Origin of the sequence: Micromonospora sp. HM134 (assembly GCF_007833915.1) — a bacterium.
Taxonomy (GTDB): Bacteria; Actinomycetota; Actinomycetes; order Mycobacteriales; family Micromonosporaceae; genus Micromonospora; species Micromonospora wenchangensis.
The window spans coordinates 5,011,952-5,029,058 of the sequence record NZ_CP041061.1 but is presented as its reverse complement, the minus strand read 5'-3'; the positions used below and the strand labels follow the sequence as shown (position 1 = coordinate 5,029,058).

11 protein-coding genes and 2 pseudogenes are annotated in these 17,107 nt (G+C 68.1%); 6 read left to right on the top strand and 7 right to left on the bottom strand.

Annotated elements, in window-relative coordinates; genetic code table 11:
* Positions 1–55: 55 nt before the first annotated feature.
* Complete coding sequence (locus FJK98_RS34705; protein WP_168222533.1) at positions 56–2,005, bottom strand: Ig-like domain repeat protein; 1,950 nt, start codon at positions 2,003–2,005, stop codon at positions 56–58.
* Between the two features lie 119 nt (positions 2,006–2,124).
* Here FJK98_RS34705 and FJK98_RS21565 point away from each other — a divergent pair, with 119 nt between their 5' ends.
* Complete coding sequence (locus FJK98_RS21565) at positions 2,125–4,773, top strand: LuxR C-terminal-related transcriptional regulator (RefSeq protein ID WP_168222532.1); 2,649 nt, start codon at positions 2,125–2,127, stop codon at positions 4,771–4,773.
* Between the two features lie 3 nt (positions 4,774–4,776).
* Here the strand turns inward: FJK98_RS21565 and FJK98_RS21560 are convergent, their stop codons facing one another.
* Positions 4,777–5,808: a GNAT family N-acetyltransferase gene (locus FJK98_RS21560; RefSeq protein ID WP_145920643.1), complete on the bottom strand. Its 1,032-nt coding sequence runs from the start codon at positions 5,806–5,808 to the stop codon at positions 4,777–4,779.
* A gap of 587 nt (positions 5,809–6,395) precedes the next feature.
* On the opposite strand from FJK98_RS21560, the pseudogene FJK98_RS33310 reads away from it, so the two are divergent.
* Positions 6,396–6,641, top strand: a pseudogene (locus tag FJK98_RS33310) (hypothetical protein); the annotation flags it as partial.
* 179 nt (positions 6,642–6,820) lie between these two features.
* On the opposite strand, the gene FJK98_RS21545 reads toward FJK98_RS33310, so the two are convergent.
* On the bottom strand, positions 6,821–7,222 hold the full coding sequence (locus tag FJK98_RS21545; RefSeq protein ID WP_205789132.1) for a hypothetical protein: 402 nt from the start codon (positions 7,220–7,222) through the stop codon (positions 6,821–6,823).
* Here FJK98_RS21545 and FJK98_RS21540 point away from each other — a divergent pair.
* A complete protein-coding gene (locus tag FJK98_RS21540; RefSeq protein ID WP_194822630.1) occupies positions 7,221–7,358 on the top strand; it encodes a hypothetical protein in 138 nt (45 codons plus the stop codon). The genes FJK98_RS21545 and FJK98_RS21540 overlap by 2 nt on opposite strands.
* A 92-nt stretch (positions 7,359–7,450) precedes the next feature.
* Here FJK98_RS21540 and FJK98_RS21535 read toward each other — a convergent pair whose 3' ends face one another.
* Positions 7,451–11,824 (bottom strand): glycoside hydrolase family 9 protein, encoded by a 4,374-nt coding sequence (locus FJK98_RS21535; RefSeq protein ID WP_168222530.1) that lies wholly within the window; start codon positions 11,822–11,824, stop codon positions 7,451–7,453.
* A gap of 384 nt (positions 11,825–12,208) precedes the next feature.
* Positions 12,209–12,481, bottom strand: a complete 273-nt coding sequence (locus FJK98_RS21530) for a transposase (RefSeq protein ID WP_145920640.1) — start codon at positions 12,479–12,481, stop codon at positions 12,209–12,211.
* Between the two features lie 246 nt (positions 12,482–12,727).
* Between FJK98_RS21530 and FJK98_RS21525 the strand changes: the two genes are divergently transcribed.
* Positions 12,728–13,285, top strand: a complete 558-nt coding sequence (locus FJK98_RS21525; protein WP_240762229.1) for an ISAs1 family transposase — start codon at positions 12,728–12,730, stop codon at positions 13,283–13,285.
* Here FJK98_RS21525 and FJK98_RS33305 read toward each other — a convergent pair.
* Positions 13,251–13,580: a hypothetical protein gene (locus tag FJK98_RS33305; RefSeq protein ID WP_088642401.1), complete on the bottom strand. Its 330-nt coding sequence runs from the start codon at positions 13,578–13,580 to the stop codon at positions 13,251–13,253. The genes FJK98_RS21525 and FJK98_RS33305 overlap by 35 nt on opposite strands.
* A gap of 312 nt (positions 13,581–13,892) precedes the next feature.
* Here FJK98_RS33305 and FJK98_RS33300 point away from each other — a divergent pair, with 312 nt between their 5' ends.
* Positions 13,893–14,369: an RICIN domain-containing protein gene (locus FJK98_RS33300; RefSeq protein WP_168222529.1), complete on the top strand. Its 477-nt coding sequence runs from the start codon at positions 13,893–13,895 to the stop codon at positions 14,367–14,369.
* 123 nt (positions 14,370–14,492) lie between these two features.
* Positions 14,493–16,007, top strand: coding sequence for an ISL3 family transposase (locus tag FJK98_RS21515; RefSeq protein ID WP_168222384.1), 1,515 nt, complete (start codon positions 14,493–14,495; stop codon positions 16,005–16,007).
* Between the two features lie 133 nt (positions 16,008–16,140).
* On the opposite strand, the pseudogene FJK98_RS21510 reads toward FJK98_RS21515, so the two are convergent.
* A pseudogene (locus tag FJK98_RS21510) lies at positions 16,141–16,976 on the bottom strand (IS256 family transposase).
* Positions 16,977–17,107: the final 131 nt, after the last annotated feature.

Sequence of the window (17,107 nt, the reverse complement as noted above, 5' to 3'; positions counted from 1 at the left end):
ATCGCTGGTGGGTGTCAAGGTCGGCTGAACCGTGGCCGGTGGTGCCGTCAGCGTGTCAGGGACGGGGTTCGTCGTTGAGCTGATCGACGGTGAACAACTTGCCCGGCGACATGTTCACCATTTTCAGCTCTTTGTTCGAGTACATGTAGTCGGTGGGCAGCCTCATGGTCCAGAGCAGTTGCCGGGGTTCGTTGGCAGTTGGGCCGCTGGTGTCCACGGTTTCTAGCAGCTTGCCGTCCCAGTAGATGCCGATGGTTCCGTGGTTGGGACCGCGCTCGCCGAACAGGGAGATACGCCGCCCTCCCTGTGTCAGGTAGGTGACGTAGTCCCCCTCCTGCGCCGTGGCGTGGATGTCATTGTCGTAGTCCCCGTAGGGCCGGTTGCTGGAGTAGGCCCACCCGCTGCCGACGTACCTGAGATACCCGGGCGTGTTGTCGGGGATGCCAGTGATGGAACTGTTGACGTAGTGGGTGAGCGTTGCGGTGGACGGGGCCGTGGTCGTGGTGCCCTCGTACACTGCCCGCAACGAATTCGTGTAATTGCTGATCATGTTGGCTGCCAGGACCACATACCTCGCCTCGGCGAACCCTCTCGAAGTCTCCGTCGGCAGGACGGTCCCCAGCTTCCGGGTCCCGTGGTAAATGGTGATCGCTCCGAGTGGCTGCTGGACCGGTGCACCCGTCGCTTGCACCGATGCCACCAGGGTGATGTCCTGCCCTTGGCCGGTGGGGACGTCGTCGGTCCGGTTGCCGAATTCGAAGATCCGTAGCTTGATTGAGGTCTCGGCCCTGACCACCTGGCTCAAGACGGCCGTGGCAGGGCTGCTGGACGTGGAGCCAGAGTACGATGCCCGGATCTCGTGCGTGCCCACCACCCAGGAGGTGTTGGGGACGGCAGCACAGATGGCCCTCCCGTCTCGTACCGCGATGTCCCGGCAAATCGTGACGCCGCCCAGGGCGAATGTCATCGAACCGGTGCTCACCGCTGGAGTGACGGTCGCGGTGAAGACTGCCGGACTGTAGTAGGTACTCGGGTTGGCCGACGAGGTGAGGGCCACTGTGGAGTAGTAGCTGATCCGGACTCGTCCGTTGCCGGAGTTCACGCCGCGTCGGTAAGTCGCGGAAGCCGACGCCTTGCTGCTGCCACCGCCGCCACCGCCGCCGCCGCCGACCTGCCAGGCGCCCTGCCCGCCGTTGCCGCCGCCACCGCCGTACCAGCCGCCGCCACCGCCGCCACCCCCACCACCGGTACGCGCCATCGCGTCAGTGCTCAGCGAGCACACGGCGATCTGGATGCATTCCCCGTCGTTGCCCTGCCCCGGGCCGGCGACTGCCGCGCCGCCCTCGAAGTTCGGTCCCTTGCCGCCGGCGGTCTGCCCGCCGCCCTTGCCGCCCGAGCCCTCGTACGAGGATCCGGTCTCCCGGAACCCATCTTGACCGGATCCACCTGCCACGCTGTCGCCGCCGCCACCGCCGTAAGCGTCGCTGTCCCCTCCGAAGATGCCGCCGCCGGCACCCCCGCCACCGCCTCCACCGGCCGCGACGATCAGCTTCGTGCCGTCGGCGCTCCGGATGTCGGACGCACCGCCACCGCCGCCGCCGCTGGCGGGCACCATACCGTTGCTGCCACCGCCCCGGCCGCCGCCGTTGAAGCCGCCGTCGGCCCAGCCGCTGCCGCCGCCCTGCGCCGTCGTCCCGTCCGCGCCGGAACCACCCACGGTGATCGTGAGTCGCTGGCCGGGGGTGACGGCGACATCGTCGATCACCTGGGCGCCCAGACCACCCGGCGCGCCGTGGGTTCCGCCCCGGCCCCCCTGCGCGCCAGAGATGTCGAACTTGATTCTCTGGGCACCGGCGGGCACGACGAAACAGTAGGTTCCCGCTGCCGTGTAGTCGGTGGCCGACGAGCAGTCCGCCGCCGAGGCCGACGCCGGGGCGATGCCCACCAGGACGGCGCCGCCGAGGACCAGACCCAGTCCGCCGGCCGTCAACCTGAGGTGATTCATCGGTGTCTCCTTCGTACTGTGCGTGCTCAGTGTTGTCACATAAAGTTCTACGGCGGCCAGGCCGACAGCACCCTGGGCGAAATTCCTAGTCCGTGACGAGGGGCTTCCTGGGAGGCGACGTGCGGTTGTGGCACGAGGACGTGAGGCGTCGGCTCGACGAGGCGCTGACGTCGGCCCGTTCAGGCCGCAGTACCGTGATGCTCATCGAGGGGGAGCCGGGCAGCGGCAAGACCACGCTGCTCGACGAATTGGCCGAACGCGCCGATGGGTTTCGGGTGCTCGCCGCCGAGGGACTGCCCGGGGAGTGCTTCGCTTACAGCGTCCTGCTTCAGTGGGGCGTCGACCTGCCACATGACTCACCTGGCGGGCCGATCGCGCCGTTTCTCGCGGCGCAGCGGCTGCGCGAACATCTGAACCGAGTCGCGTTCGACCGACCGGTGCTGCTACGCGTCGATGATCTGCAATGGGCCGACGACGAGTCGATCAGCGCGCTGTCCTGGCTGGTCGGTCGGGCCACCGACGACCAACTGCTCGTCGCGGTGGGGGCTCGACCGGGGTTGCGCGGTGCCGCCCCGCGCTGGCAACGGCTGCGCACCGGCAGCGGGCTCTTCGTGCGAATCGAGCTCAGCGGGCTGTCGATCGACCAGATCGAGACTCTGCTGACGGCACGTGGACAAAAGCTCTCTCGCGACGCCGCAGTCGCGCTGCACCGGCACACCGACGGGAATCCGCTCTACGTCACCGCGCTTCTCGACGAGCACGATCCGGCCGACCTCGCCGCCAGGCAGTCGCTGCCTGCCCCGGCCGCCTTCGCCGCCACGGTCGCCCAGCGTACAGCGCGGCTAAGCGAGCCGGCGTTGGCGCTGCTGCGGCTCTGCGCGGTCTGGGGTGCTGACTGGCACTCTCTGCGCGACGTCGCCGGGTTATCCACCGCCGATCCTTCCGAGGCGATCGAGGTGCTCGTCGAGCAGGGGCTGCTGGCGGTTCGCTCGGAGCCGGGCGCGGTCCGGGTGACGCACGCACTGGTTCGCGCCGCCGTCTACGAGCAGACGCCGCTTGCGCTGCGGCGCGACCTGCATCACCAGATCGCCAAGGTTCTTACCGATCGTGGCGAGGTGCTCGGCCAGCGGCTCGCGGCCTCCTCCAGCTATGACGACCAGTTGGCCGGTGACCTCGACGCGTACGCCCAAAGCCTGCGCCGACGGCGCGCCTGGCAACGGTCGGCGCGGTATCTGCGGGGCGCGAGCGACCTCACGACCGACCCCGGGCATCGGCGCCGCAGGCTGCTGGAGTCATTGATGGATCATGCGTTGTCGTCGGATCCGGCGGTCGTGCACGCCGAGCTGGCCGGGTCGGACGGAGCGGACGATCCGGCGGCGTTGGTAGTGCTGGCGGTAATTCGCCTCGCCGCGCACCAGTTCGAGGAGGTGGAGGGCATGCTCGGGCGGGTGCTGCACACCCCCGGTCTGGACAATCTCACCGCCCACCGGGCTGGTGTGCTGCTCGCCTTCGCGATGCTTCGCACCAGCCGGCCGGCCAGCGAGGTGCATGAGGTTCTCGGGGCCGCGGAGGATCTGGGTATCAACGATCCCTGCGTCTTCTACCACGCCCGGTTGGTGCGCACCATGGCCGATCATCTTCGGATGTCTCCAGCTCAGCAGTGGCGGACACTGGACCCCGCGCTGTCCGACGCCGCCGCCGTGCCGGTCGAGGCGAGTTACGAGCTGGCCCGGCGCGCGATCGTCGCGGTGCGGGCCGGCCTGTTCGACATCGCCCGTTCCGATCTGCAGGAGGTGATGCGCCGATTCCGCGGCGGTGAGCTTACCGGCGCTGACGGTCGCATTCCGCTCGGGCTCGGTTTCGTGCAGTGGCTACTCGGTGACTGGACGAACGCCCGGATCTCGATGCACCTCGGTATGGAGCTCGATCCGGATCCGGTCTATCCGTTGTACCTGCTACTGGGCGATGGGCGCTTCGACGAGATGGATCGGGCGATGGCCCCGCTGGTCGAGCAGATGCGGCAGGGCCGCGCAGCGGGCGATTCGAACCTGACCCACCTGATGGTGTTACGAGCCCACGCCGAGGGCGACCGCGACCGCATGCGCGGGGTCGGGCGAGCCGAACTGCCGAGCATCGAGGCAGTTTTGGCCGGGTCGTACCGCCCGACGGCGCTGTGGCTGCTCAGTGCCGGCGTCGCGGCGACCTGGGCCGGCGCGACCCACCACACCCGCACGTGCGCCGAGGAACTGGTGCGGCTCGACCCGTTGCCCGCCTGGGCGCCAGCGTGCGCGTCGTGGCTGCGAGCCCTGGCCTCCGAACAGGAGGGCGACGTACCCGGCGCCGTGCGCGCGATGGAGCCGGCTCTGCGCGACCCGGGGATGAACCTGCCGCTGTTCCGCGCCCACATGCACGTCGACCAGGCGCGGATGGTCTCGCCTGACAGAGCACGGCCGTTGCTGCAGGAGGCGCTTGCCGCCTACCGACGGCTCGGCGCCACCCCGTACGTTCATCAGATCCGGCAGCGCCTCGCCGAGCCCGTACCGGTCGCCGCGCCAGCGTTCGTGGTCACCGACCGAGAGCGCGACGTGCTGAGCCTGACCGTCTCCGGGATGAGCTACGCACAGATCGCCGACGAGCTGTTCATCACGCGAAAGACGGTGGGGTACCACCTGTCCAACCTGTACGCCAAAGTGGGCGTGACCGGCCGGCACGAGCTGGCCGATCTGGCCCGCCGTCAACCCGAGCTCTTTCGCCCGGTGCCGGCCTGACGCTCAGGACGGCACCGCCAGCAGCCGGGCGTCGTCCCACGGACTACTCGACCGGATCACCAATGCGATGCTCGTCGACGGCAGCCAACCCGGTGCCGAGATCATCGCGCGGATCGGATCGCGGACGTCCACGGTAGTGACCAGTGCGGTGCCTCGACCCCGCATCCGCCAGCGGACGGTCTGCCAGAGGAACCGCCCAGCAGCCACCGAGTCCGGACGATGCCAGGCCCACGTCACCGACAGATTCCGCATGATCCCACCGGCGCCGACAACGCCGAGCGCACGACCGGCCAACCGCATGGCGCGTACCCGCATCTCCGAAAGCCGTGCCTCGTCGATCACGCCGAGCCCGGCCAGCAGCCGGCCCTGACGGTCCGTCACTACCACGTAGGAGTTTACCTCGGTGATGTCCCCGACCGCAGTCTCCAACCAGGCGGTCAACTCCTCACGGCCCGTCACCGGCGCCACCCCGAAGTCCCGGTAGCGCCGTTCAAGCTCCGCCACGATCGTGTCGAGGTCATCGCGCACCGCCGCCCGGACGGTCCAACCACCCCCGCCCCCTGGCCGGGTCCGCCGCATCGGCACCGGCGTGACCCGCAGGTCCCCGGTGACTCGCGACGCCCACCACTCCGCGTTCGCCATCGACCCGGCGTTGCCCCGCTGGATGGTAGCCACGGCGACCACCCCCGGACCGCGCGCCTCGACGCGCCGTAACCGGAAATCGGTCATCGCCCGAGCCACCCCTTGCCGCCGGTAGTCCGGGTGTACGGCCAGCCCGTGCAAAAACCCTACCTGCACCACCTGCCCGCCGATCCGCGCCCGATCGAACCGCACCCACCCGGACCCCACGAGCCGCCCGTCAGCCTCTGCGATCACTCCGACGCTGTCCGGATGCCGGGCCCGCCGTACATCAGCGGCGGGCACGTGGTCGCGGATGGTGAAGGCGACCCGGCCCCCGTCGGCGACCTGCTCACCCAGAGCCGCCAACGCCGCCTCGTCCGCCTCGACCCGCTCACGAACCTCGAACTCAACCACACCATCAAGCTATCGGACGGCGGGCAGCCGACACCTCAACGCTCAAACCGCCGAATCGCATACTCCGATCGAGTTCGTCGACTGGGGCGCATCGTGGCACTTCGAGCACAGGGGGATAGGTCGGCCCATAGGACATGACGGACGTTCTTCAGGTAACTCTCCGATACGCTCCCAGTGAGCCGCTCCGGGTAAGCCTTCGGTCCCCGGGAGTACTGTCCGGGATGATAGGTGACGTACGGGAATCGCCCCGATGGGCGTGATCAAGGTGGGCAAGGACGCGGAACTCCGATACGAAGTGGTCTTCTCACGGATCAACTTCACGGAGCCCCGCGCCGACCATGAGTATCACCTACACCGCCACCCTGCCGGTACGCGACCGGACCGTGTTCTACCTGTCGAAGCTGGTGCACGCCGAACGGCAGCGCCGTGCACCCGCAACAAGCGGCGCGCGCTGAGCTGTTTCCAGCAGTCCGTGCTGTTCCTGCGCTGGCTGTTGGACGGTACCCGGATGCGCCAACTTGTCGCCGACAGAAAGATCAGCCTGTCCGCCGGTGACGACAACCTGCACGAAGCCATCACGGTCCTGGCTGCAGGGGCATGTCTTCGACTGCTACTCCCCGACGCCGGCGAAGAGCGTGCGAGGCGTGTGGAGCGGGGTTGACGACAAGATCGCCAGCGGGCAGACCCAGCGAGTGGTGTTCAACCTCCACGACTGGCGCGGCGATCTCGCGGCGTTGCAGAAGCAGTTCGACGGCTGGCCGATCGCAGGGTTGAAGGAACTGGTGGCGGTGACGCGCAGCGGGGCGATAATCCAGATCCTGCGACGAGACTGAAGGGCTATCCATGGCGACCGAGTACCGCTTGACGCTGGCCGGCGACGTTCCGCTCGATGTGCTGGCCGGCGTCGTCGCTCCGGGGGTGTCGAGGAATCGGCGGTGGGCGCATCTGATTGCGATCGGCCCGACCGGTGTTGTGGGCCGATCGGCGGCAACCAGCAGGTTCGGCGGTGCGACTACCCCACGAATGGTCGGCACATGTCTAACCATGGCGTGGCGGGGGTAGCACACCGAGCACCGCCCCCCGCCACGGTGGCGAGCAGCAGCACACCGTAGGCGGTGCCGCTGTGACCGTCGTCGAGATCCTCGGCGAACGCCGGCATCGTCGACTGCAGGGATGCGCCGACGAAGAACGACCTGAGGCAGAGGGTGAGCGGCAGGTAGAACGTGACGTTGAGCAGGATGCCGGTGCTGGGCCCGAGCAGCAGCAGTACCGAGCCCACCACCGGTCCGCAGAGCTGTCCGAGGCTGCGGAAGGTGGCATTGAGGCGTACCGCGCTGGGCAGTTCGCCGGGTCGGCTGAAGTCGTACAGCAGAAGTTTTTCGGCGGGTCCCCACAGCGCGCCGGCGCAGGCCATGCAGCACGAGCAGCACGGCTGCGTGCCAGATCTGCAGGTATTCGACAACGAGGAGGATGCGGGCTGCTTTACCAACGTCCATCCCCGGGTTCGCATTATCGACCTCGATAGCTTCGACCCTGAGCGCTTCTTGTAGGCCGGACAGCGTCCGCGGACCGGCCGCAGCGGCTGTCGTCGCCGTGTCACCCTCGGCTCAGCAAGGATCGGGCCGTTCGTTTGACAGTCCCGTCATCCTCGACGGCCAGCCACATCGGCCGCGAACGCGGCTACCCAGGTCAGTGCGGAGTTCCAGTTGATGGTGATCTCGTTGACCGACCAGGCTTCGAGATTGTCGACGTAGCAGAGCTGTGGGGCGCACCCGGATAGCCAACTCGCCGAGAGCGGGTCTTGGAGGCTGGAGTTGGGCCCACCGGCGACCGACCCGACGGGCGGGTTCGGCAGTCGGGCGTCGAACGATTTCGCGTACCACCGGCTGTGCTGGTTCTTCGCGTCGTTGCTGCCGTAGCCGGTGATGTACGACTGCCCGAGGGCGTTGCGGCCCAGCAGGTAGTCGAGGCCCTCGAAGACGGCGTCGGCGTACCTGGCGTTGCCGGTGAGGTCGTAGGCGGTGGCGAGAACGACCTGGTTGTTCAGCATGGAGGCGTTCGAGCCCCAGTCGTAGCGTCCGGTGGTGGGGGTGTAGGTCTGCCCGAAGCGCTCGGCCTTCTGGAAGGAGATCAACCGGTCCGCGGCGGCGACCACCCACCCTGTGATCTGCTCACGGTCATTCAGCTCGGTGCCGAACCGCGCCAGGTCGAGTTGGGCCAGCGCGGCCACCGATCCCCAGTAGAAGCCGTTCTGGCTGAACGCCGTACCGGCGGTGTGGAACCGGCTGACCCGGACGGCGGTGAGGTAGGTGGTGTCCCTGGTGGTCAGGTACAGCTCGGCGGCGGCCCAGTAGAACTCGTCGGAGATGTCCCCGTCGTTGTAGGGACCGCCGCCGCTGCGGTCCTCGTACGGTGCGAAGAGCGCCGGGTTGGCCCGGGCCGCAGCGTACGCGCGTTCGGCCGCCGCGCGCAGCCGGGCGGCGAAGCCGGCGTCGTACGGCTGGTAGATCCTCGCTGCCTGGGCGGCGACGGCGGCCAGGTTCAGGGTGGCCGCGGTCGATGGCCGGTGCAGTTCCCGGGGCTTCTTGTCCTGGTGCGGCAGCATCGGCGGCCCGGTCCAGGTCTCGTCGTGCACCTTGTGGTGGACCATGCCGGCCAGCGGGAGACCGTCGGGCACCTGCATCTTCAGCATGAAGTCGAGGTTCCAGCGGGCCTCGTCGAGGATGTCCGGAACCCCGTTGCCGCGTTCGGGCACGGCCAGGGTGCCGTCGCCGAGCGCCGCCGGCCGGTTGCGTTCCCACGTCGACAGGAGCTGGTACGTGGCGATGCCACCGTTGACGACGTACTTGCCGTGGTCACCGGCGTCGTACCAGCCGCCGGTGACGTCCAGCCGGTAGGAGCAGGTCCAGTTGTTCAGGAACGACTTCGGCTTCTGGCAGGGCACCTGGGTGTCGCCACCGTTCGGTGAGTCGGCGACGTGCCCGGCCGGGCGGGCGTACGCGGCCCCGGCGATGCCCCCGTCGATCGCGATCCCACTGCGGTTGGTGTAGAAGAACCGTGTCGCGTCGGTGCGCAGCCGGTCATACAGGTCCGCGCGGATGTCGAACGCGTGACTGGGCCGGTCGACCCAGCCGTCGTACACCAACTCGAACCGGCCGGTGGTCGTGACGTGGCTGAAGTCGATGACGTGGGTGATGGCGCTGGCCGACGCGTCGAAGCCGGTCGGGGTGGTGAGGCCGGTCGCCACCGTCGCGCCGCCGCCGGCCCGGCGCAGCGTCCACGGCACCGCCTGGGACGCGCCGTACAGCAACGTCGCCCGTTTGGGCCCGTTGGGTAGATAGCCGTGTTGGTTCACCTTGATGTCCGGCCCGGCGTCGGCCCGGTACGCGTACTCGACGCCGGTGAGCGTCACGTCGTCCATGCAGAACTCGTACGGCGCGGTGGACTTGCCGAGGCGGAACTGGAGCTGGGCCAACCGGTATGGCTCCGGGTAGGTCGTGATGATGCTGTACTCGTACTCCTTCCAGGCGGTGCCGGTGTTGAAGCCTTTGTTCAGGTACGTGACGTTCGTCGGGTTGTCGAAGGGCGCGAGGTAGATCAGCGGGTTCGCCGCCGTGTTGGTGCGGGCGCGGAACCGCAGCGTGTACGTGGTGCCGCCGGGCAGGTAGATGCTGTTATGGCCCACCAGGACGTCCCACGGGTTGGTGGACGCGGGCGCGGTCACGCAGAAGGTCCCGCCCTCCAGTTTCGGCGTCATCCCCGCGTTGGTCCACCACGGCTTGTCCGTGCCGGTGAACGTGCTGTTCTGCAACAGCCGGCCGTCGAGCTGCGGTCGCGGTGGCCCACCCCCGTACGCCGGCAGCGTTCCGGCCGGCAGGTCCTGCCCGCCGCTCTGGCCGGGCTGTCCCGGGCCGGGATCAGCGCTGCCGTAGCGGGGCAGCAGCCAACCGTCGAGACCACCCGAGACGGCGTTGACCAGGACGAAGTCGCTGATCAGGTCGGCGTCGAGGTCGACGAACAGGCCGGTGGTGCCGGCGAACGGGCCATCGTCACGGATCGGGCCCAGCGACCGCCAGCCGGTCGTCGCGCTCCACGGTGCGCCGGTGTTCTCCCAGGCCAGCACTTTGCCGCTGGGGTAGTCGACGCGCAGCACGTCGGCCCGGCGGTCACCGGTGACATCCGCGAACGAGGTCTGGTAATAGCTGTCGGCGGGGGTCGCGAAGCCGCTGACCGAGTGCCAGTCTCCCGGCACCGGCATCCGGCCCGGGGACCGGTTCTCCCAGAGGCTGGCGTTGCTCAGCCGATCCGAGTTGATCAGGTCGTCGTCGCCGTCGCCGTCGATGTCGACGAAGCGCGGGTTCTCGTAGAGCAGGTTGTTGGCCACGATGGTGGGTGCTCCCCATCGTTTCTGCGCGGCGTCGGACTCGTTGCGGGACACCTGTATGACCCGGATCCCGTTTGGCGACTCGTCAGCGGCCAGCACGCGGATGTAGTCGTCCCGGTCGTCGCCGTCGAGGTCGCCGAAGTGCACCGTAGTGGGCAGACCCCGGTCCGGCGGGCTGATGTCACCGAGGGCGGTCCAGGTGGATCGGGGGCCGTTGTTGCGCCACGCGGGTATCCGACCGTCGGGCTGAACGATGACGTGGTCGGCGTCGCCGTCGCCGTCGAGGTCGGGGAAGTGGGTCTCCGAGCCGGCAGGGGTGGCGTCCCGGAACTCCCCGATCGGGTCCCAGCGCGGGCCGATGCCGTTGCGGGGCTCCGGTCGCCACTGGTAGAAGGACTGCGCGACCATCAGCCGCGATCCGAGAGCCTCGGCGGAGGGCTGCAGGGTGCCGCTGAGCCCGGGCGTGAAGATCTGCCCGTCCTTGAACTGCCACCGCGAAACCTCCGCCTGCTCGGAGCAGAGGGTGCTGCCGGTGCTCCGGGAGTTCGTCTCCCAGGTCAGGCACCGCTCGGTCGCCGGGTCGGCCTGCGGCCAGGCGAGCTGGTACTGGCCTCCAATCGTGCTGAAGCGCACCTGAATGGCCTCGTCGAGGCTGCCGCGCGGCGTCCTGACGTGCGGTCCGATGTCGACGCCGTCGTTCGTCTTCAACGCGATCACCGCGTTCTCCATGTGACGGGCGAAGAAGCGGTACGTGTCGCCGGGGACCGGGGCGTAGCAGTCCCGGTCGGCGGTCGTCCGGGGTGCGAGGCCCCCGCCGGAGCCGCAGCCGGCGTTCACTACGTAACGGACGTACGCGTGGTCGGAGTTTCCGCCGCGAACCTCGGCGTTGATGGTGTTGTTGTTTTCGTTGCTGGCATAGGCGAAGTCCAGCTCATGGCCACCCTGGTGGGTGGGCTGGTTCGCCGCGACGATGTGGTTCTGTAGCGCGGCCGGCATCCGTGCCGGGTTCTGGTTGAAGTCGGCGAGCACCATCCATTCGCCGGTGGGGCGGCGAGCCATGAACTGCCGCGCCGTCTCGATGATGTCGGCGGCGTCGTTGGCGCTGTTCTCACCGTTGGACAGCGCGTGGGCGGTGAAATACCAGTCGGTGCCGATCTGGACGCCCATCATCGGCCGCGAGTTGAACCGTCCGCCCACCGGCAGGATCACGGCGTCGCTTACCGTCTCCCGGGTGACGATGGCCAGGCCGTTGCGTTGCTGACCGGGGTCGGCCCAGTAGATCTGCACCAGGTCCGGGCGGCTTTCCGAACCGATGTTGTACAGATGCTCGGTGACGCCGGGATCGGCGAACCGACGATCGGTCCACACCGCTCGGTCGGGCGGTGTGCTGCCCGCCTCCTGGAGTGCAGCGATCTGCACCCCTTCCTGGTTGAGCATCTGCTGCACACCGGTCAGCCACCGCGACTCCGGAGGCCCCCCGGTCCCGTCGCTCTGGCCCTGCATGTTCCAGGACGCGGTGACCCGGTCCTGCGGGGCCGCCACCGCCGGTGTCATCGGTTCGACTGCGGACAACAGCGTCGCTGCCGTCGTCGCCGCGATGATCGTGGCCAACCGTTTGCGTGCAGAGCCCACGTCAGATCCTCCAGACCTCGGACACAGAGACCATGCGGTAGCGGGGCTCGACATCGCATCGGTAGGAATTACTTAGAGGGACCGGCAGTAGGTGTCACTTGAGTCGGCGGGTGGTGGGCCGGGTGTCCCCGAGGTAGAGGGTTCGTGCCCGGTGGATGAGTGACGGACGGTGACGACGGCGGCGGCCAGTTACCGGTAGAAGTCGGTGATTGTGGCGTCGCGGTGGGTGCACCAGCGGATCTTGCCGAACGCGTTCATCGACGAGTTCGTCCGCTCGACCACTCACCGCTTGCTGACCTGGATCGGTACGGGCAGGCCTTTGCGGGCGAACTCGGCGTCGAAGCCGATCTCGTCGAGCAGCTCTCGGGTGCCACGGCTGTCGTATCAGCGGTCCAGATGGGCGGTGACCCACTGCGGCCATTGGTGGCGCAGTTGGCGGCTGCACTCCTCGAAGGTGCCGCGCAGCAACGGTGCGTCGTGCCGGTTGGCCGGAGCGCCGACGAGGCCGAGCGGGATGCCGTAACCGTCGACGCCGGTGCAGCGTTTCATGCCGTCCTTGCCGCGGTCGACAGGAGACCGACCGGCCCGGTCACCGCCACACGGGGCCTTGGTGATCGCGCCGTCGGCGCTGACGTCGAACAAGTCCAGACCAATCATCCGGTCGTAGGCCGGCGAGCAGGCCTGCGGCAGCCGCGACGCACCGGCACAGGTACGCCTGGACGGTAATACCGTGCGCGGCGCCGTCGGGTTCGACGGCGAACAACCGCACCTGCTGTCCGCCCTGACCGGCTAACCCTGCCCCGACCCGACCGCCGTCGTCACCGCCCAAACGCCCACCGACGGCGCGAAACCCGAGAACCAGAAACCGCCCGCGCCCTGCTGGAAACCCTCGATCTGCGCGACGTGACCGTGACCGCCGACGCCCTGCACACCGTCAAGGCCACCGCCGACCTCATCCACCAGCAGGGTGGCAACCTCGTGCTCCCGGTCAAGGAAAACCGGCAAGCCCTGTTCCACGCCCTCGGCGCGCTGCCCTGGGCCGACACCCCGATCGGCCACGAGAACACCGACACCGGACACGGCCGGACCACCCGCCGCACCATGCGAGTCCTACCCGCCCCGCCCGACCTACCGTTCCCCAACGTCCACCAGGTCTGGCTGGTCGAACGCTACGTCACCACCACCAACGGCAAACAGCCCGCCGCCGCGCAACTGAGCGTCACCAGCCACCCCGCCGAAACCGCGGGACCGGCCCAGATCGCCGCGTTCAACCCCAGCCAATGGACCATCGAAACCCTCCGCTTCGTCAGAGACACCTGCTACCGCGAGGACCACTCCCGCGTCCGCACCCGTTCCGGCCCCTGCGTACTCGCCTCGCTCCGCAACCTCGCCATCAATGCCCTACGCCTCAACGGCCGCACCGACATCACCGAAGCCACCAGTGGGCCAACCGCAACATGACCAGGCCATTCACCATCCTCGGCATCACCAGATGATGTTGAAACGGCCGTGCCGTCAACCGCCGTGCGTCGACCACCGATTCCCGGGTGACGATCGCGAGGCCGTAGCGCTGCTGTTGGACATCGGTCCAGTAGACGAAGACGTTGTTCGGGCGGGTCCCGGTGCCGCAGTTCCAGCAGTACTCGACCACGCCGTAGAGGATCCGCCCAGTCGGCTGAGCCGTCGGTGGCGGATCGCTGCCCACCTCCTGCAACGCCAGGACCTGGACCGTCGGGTCATCAAGGATTCCCTGCACGATGGTCTGCCGACGGAACTCCGGTGGACCTTGCCACCCTGGCTCTGCCCCTGCACATTCCATTGCCCGGTCGCCTGGCCATCCTGCAGCACGGCGAGCGCCGGGGCGGCGGGGAAGAGCCCGACCAGAACGGACGCGGCGATCGTGAGCACGGTAAACAAGGCAATTTCCTCGCACTCTGCCGACGATAGAGGTCGTGGTGAGAGGGCTTGTTCACCTAACTTTCCGTGGCACCACGTACGTAGTTGTCACCGACGCGGAGCCGAACGGCGCCAACGTACCTTCACGTCAAGCACTCGCATCGGAGGTACTGTGAAGAACCTGCTCACCCGCAGCCTGATCCGCGTCACCATGACCATCGGCTTGGTGGCGTCCGGTCTCGTGGTCGCCGCCCAGCCGGCACTGGCCGCCGACACCACGGCCCTCAGGAACTACGCCACGAAGCGATGCCTAGACAGCTCTGGCAACTCGGTCTACACGCTTCCCTGCTATCCGAACGTCCACAATCAGCACTGGATCCTCAACGTGGTGAACGGGGGGTACACCTTCGTGAACCGGGCCTCCGGCTGGTGCCTGGACAGCAATCTCAACGGCGCTGTGTACGCCTTGCCGTGCAACGGAGGCAACTACCAGATATGGGACATGATCGGCAATGATCACCAGATCTCTTCATACCTCTGGGGCAACCGGGCGACGGGCCTGATCCTGGACAGCAACTTCGACGGCGCGGTCTACACCGGGCAGTCCAATTGGGGACAACACCAGTGGTGGACCCGACTCGGCGCATGATCTCCGGGCTGCCCGGGACTGTAAAACGAACGGCTCTGTCTCACATTCGGCTCTGTCTCACATTCGGTGGTGACCGAGGGTGGTCGATGTCGTTGAGACCATGTGTGCAAGATCGATGATCTTATGAAGATGGCGTTCTCGGGGTTGTCCCCGCTGGTGATCGATGACGTCACGGACGAGGGCGAGCAGATTCTGGTGCGGGCTCGGACCCCTGAGACGCCTGTGGCCTGTCCGGGCTGCGATGCGGTGACGGGCCGGGTGCACGGGTATCACCAGCGGACTCTCGCGGACGTGTCGGTCGATGCCCGGCCGGTGGTGCTGCGGGTACGCGTGCGCCGTCTGGTCTGCCCGACGCGGGGCTGCCGCCGCACGTTCCGCGAACAGCTTCCGGGTGTTCTGGAGCGTTACCAGCGCCGCACACCCCGACTGATCTCCCAGGTCGCTGCGGTGGTGCGCCATCTGGCCGGCCGGGGCGGCGCTCGCCTGATGTCGGTCCTGGCGATGGTCGTCATGTCCCGACACACCGCCCTGCGGTCGCTGCTACGCATTCCGCTGCCCGAACGGAGAGTTCCCCGCGTGCTCGGGGTCGACGACTTCGCGCTGTGCCGTCGCCAGCGTTACGCCACCGTCCTGATCGACGCGGTCACCCGCCAGCGCGTCGACGTGCTGCCCGACCGCAAGGCCCACACGTTGGAGACGTGGCTGCGGGAGCATCCCGGTGTCGAGGTGGTGTGCCGGGACTCCTCCGGCGCCTACGCCGAGGCGATCCGCCGTGCCCTGCCCGCAGCGGTGCAGGTCGCCGACCGTTGGCATCTGTGGCACAACCTCGCCGAGGCCGTCCGCAAAGAGGTCACCGCGCACAGTATGTGCTGGGCCGCCGCCGGCCTGCCGCCCCAGGAGGGTAAGCGGGCGGTGACCACCCGGCAGCGGTGGCAGCAGGTCCACGACCTGCTCGACAAAAGAGTCGGCCTGCTCGAATGCGCCCGCCGGCTCAACCTCGGCCTCAACACCGTCAAACGCTACGCCCGGATCAGCGAACCCGAACGCCTGGTTCGCGCACCGCAGTACCGACCTACCCTCGTCGACCCCTACCGCGAGCACCTACAGCGCCGCCGCCAACAAGATCCCGCCATCGGCGCCACCCAACTCCTGACCGAGATCAGAGAACTCGGCTACACCGGCAGCCTCAACCTGCTCTACCGCTACATCACCCAAGGCCGGGTTGAAGCCGACCGCCCAGCTCTGTCGCCCAGGCGTCTGACCCGCTACCTCCTCACCGACCCTGACCAGCTCACAGAACACCAACGGACGCTCGTCGACGCCCTCACCGCCGCCTGTCCACAGATGACCGCGCTGACCGGCTTCATCGGCTCGTTCGCCGCGCTCCTCACGCCAGCAGCCGGCAACGACGACCGTCTCGACTCGTGGATCGCCGAGGTCAAGGCCACCGACCTGCCCTACCTGCACACCTTCACCCGCGGCCTCGGCCTGGACCGCGCCGCTGTCAACGCCGCCCTGACCCATCCCTTCCACAACGGCGGCACCGAAGGCGTCAACACCAGAACCAAACTGATCAAGCGACAAATGTACGGACGCGCCGGGTTCGACCTTCTGCGACACCGCATCCTGCTCGGCTGACCGGCACGCACCGTCACCACCGAATGTGAGACAGAGCCGTTCGTTTGACAGACCCGCCTGCGGCGTTTTCCGTGTTTGACCGCTGGGTGTGATCGAGGTTGTTGGATGTTGATCCGGTCGCTGTAGGCGAGGATCAGGGCGTTGAGGGCTTTGGCCAACCGTAGACCCGGCCGGTGATGCTGCTGCCGCCCCGGCGTTTCTGTTGGACGACGAGGTAGAGGACCTTCATCGCGGCCTGCTCGGTGGGGAAGTGCCCCCGGCGGCGGGCGGCCTGCCGGAACCGTGCGTTCAGGGACTCGATGATGTTGGTGGTGTAGAGGACCTTGCGGACCTCGTGGTCGTAGTCGAGGAACGGCACGAACTGCGGCCACGAGGTCCGCCACAGCCGGATCACGGCCGGGTACTGGTCACCGAACTCGGCGGCGAAGGCCTCGAACCGGGCCTCGACGGCCGCGACGGTGGGGCGGTGTAGATCTCCCGCAGCGCGGGAGTGATCTTCTGCCACTCCTTGCGATTCGGGTAACGCAGGCTGGCCCGCACGAGATGCACGACGCACTGCTGGTGCACCGCGAGGGGCCAGACCTGCTCGATCGCGTCGGTCATGCCCTTGAGCCCGTCGGAGCAGACCATGAACACGTCGTCCACACCCCGGTTGCGCAGTTCGGTGAGGTAGCCGGCCCACTGCTTGGCGCCCTCACCGCCGGTGCCGGCCCACATGCCGAGGACGTCGCGTTCCCCGTCGAGGCTGATCCCGACCGCCACGTAGACGGGCCGGTTCGCGACCTGCCCCTGCCGGATCTTCATCACCAGTGCGTCGATGAACACCACCGGATAGATCCGGTCCAGGGGCCGTTGCCGCCAGGTTTTCATGTCGGCCGGGATGCCGTCGGTGACCCGGCTGATCAACTCCCGGGACACCTCGGCGTCATACGCATCCGCCAGATGCGCGGAAATCTTTCCGGTCGTCAGTCCTTTGGCGTACAGGGACAGGATCGCCTCGTTGAACCCCTCCAGACGGCGGGCATGCGTGGCATGATCCGCAGCGTGAACGATCCCGCCCGGTCCCGAGGAACGTGAATCCGCACCGGCCCGACCTCAGT

What these genes read in the sequence shown, in the direction of transcription:
- FJK98_RS34705 (WP_168222533.1), bottom strand. Translation starts at nt 2,005, where the DNA reads ATGAATCACCTCAGGTTGACGGCCGGCGGACTGGGTCTGGTCCTCGGC.
- FJK98_RS21540 (WP_194822630.1), top strand. Translation starts at nt 7,221, where the DNA reads ATGCAGCACGAGCAGCACGGCTGCGTGCCAGATCTGCAGGTATTCGAC.
- FJK98_RS21545 (WP_205789132.1), bottom strand. Translation starts at nt 7,222, where the DNA reads ATGGCCTGCGCCGGCGCGCTGTGGGGACCCGCCGAAAAACTTCTGCTG.
- FJK98_RS21530 (WP_145920640.1), bottom strand. Translation starts at nt 12,481, where the DNA reads ATGATTGGTCTGGACTTGTTCGACGTCAGCGCCGACGGCGCGATCACC.
- FJK98_RS21515 (WP_168222384.1), top strand. Translation starts at nt 14,493, where the DNA reads ATGAAGATGGCGTTCTCGGGGTTGTCCCCGCTGGTGATCGATGACGTC.